Raw genomic sequence first — 1106 nt, 5'->3', positions numbered from 1 at the left:
GCGATCGGCGGCGACTTTCTGATCAACGGGTTTCTTGCTCATCTTCGCTCCTTGAAAGCTACGATGTGCCAGAAACCCTCCCGTCATCAATCAACCAAATCTGTCCCATAGGCCCTGACGCCGGACAAGGGCCGCTTTTCCTGTGGGTGCAGAACCCTGGTGAATGCTCTCCCTCAGCTAGATTGCGTTTTAGCGTTGCTCTGGCTGCGAGGCACCGCTCTCGCGCCACTGCGTGAGGTCGTAGATAGTCGAGGCGCGGGCCGGGCCCTGTTCCGAGGGCGCGCCGCAGATGGACGACGAGGGAAGACACAATCCGCCGTGGCCTGAGAGGTGGCTCCTCGCGAGCTATAGGCACACCGGGCACGCGAGTTGCGAGACGTCTCAGCAGGCCGCAGTATAAGTCTGGCCCGCCGAATTACGATAGCGGCACATTTTGGTCGTGGGTTGGTTCGCCCCGACCTGGGCGCCGACCGCAGCACCCGCCAGCGTGGCGGCCGTTTTGCCGCTGCCCGAGCCAATCTGGTTGCCGACAGCCGCCCCTACCAGTGCCCCGGATGCCGCATTGACGCCCTGATTGTCCGAACATCCCGACAAGCCGCCAAGGCTTGTCAGCATGACGGCTGCGGCCCCTACCAGTTTCATCATGGTTTCGTCTCCTGCTGCTTATGAAGGTCCAGAACCGAGAGAATTACAGGCAAGCTGACACTGAGCCCCCTCGGAGGGCCTCTGGCCGCGCTGCAAAACCTAACGGAATCATCAAACCTTCATGCCCGCCGACAGGTTCCCTGGCAGGTCGAACTCTTATGCGAGGGGCTCGGATCAGCGTGTCAAGATGTCAAAGGTAGCGCAGACAAGCCACGCCAACCTGGCGGGCAGGATGCCCGGCGCGGAAGCAGCTCGACTCGAGGCAATGCCGCGAGCTCAACGGAATCAAACCGCCCTGCAGTGTAGCATTGCAGCGACGGGTTTGATGCGGATATGGAGTTACCCCCTCGGGCTGGACCACGGGACTTCATCGAACTAAGCCGCCTTCTGGGCGATTAGCTTTTCGAATTCCTCGGGCGGAGGGTAGCTGAGGGCTGAATGCAGTCTTCGGGTATTGTAGA

1 protein-coding gene is annotated in these 1106 nt (G+C 60.9%); it reads right to left on the bottom strand.

Translation table 11 applies throughout. The annotated features are described in order from the left end of the window. Positions 1-381: 381 nt before the first annotated feature. Entirely contained in the window at positions 382-645 is a 264-nt protein-coding gene (locus GL300_RS26055) for a glycine zipper 2TM domain-containing protein (protein ID WP_155042579.1), read from the bottom strand. Positions 646-1106 lie beyond the last annotated feature (461 nt).

Origin of the sequence: Paracoccus litorisediminis (assembly GCF_009711205.1) — a bacterium.
GTDB lineage: Bacteria > Pseudomonadota > Alphaproteobacteria > Rhodobacterales > Rhodobacteraceae > Paracoccus > Paracoccus litorisediminis.
This window is presented reverse-complemented; position numbering and strand designations above follow the sequence as displayed.

Bases quoted from the DNA above. Each gene is read 5' to 3' on its own strand.
- GL300_RS26055 (WP_155042579.1), bottom strand. From the start codon at position 645: ATGATGAAACTGGTAGGGGCCGCAGCCGTCATGCTGACAAGCCTTGGC.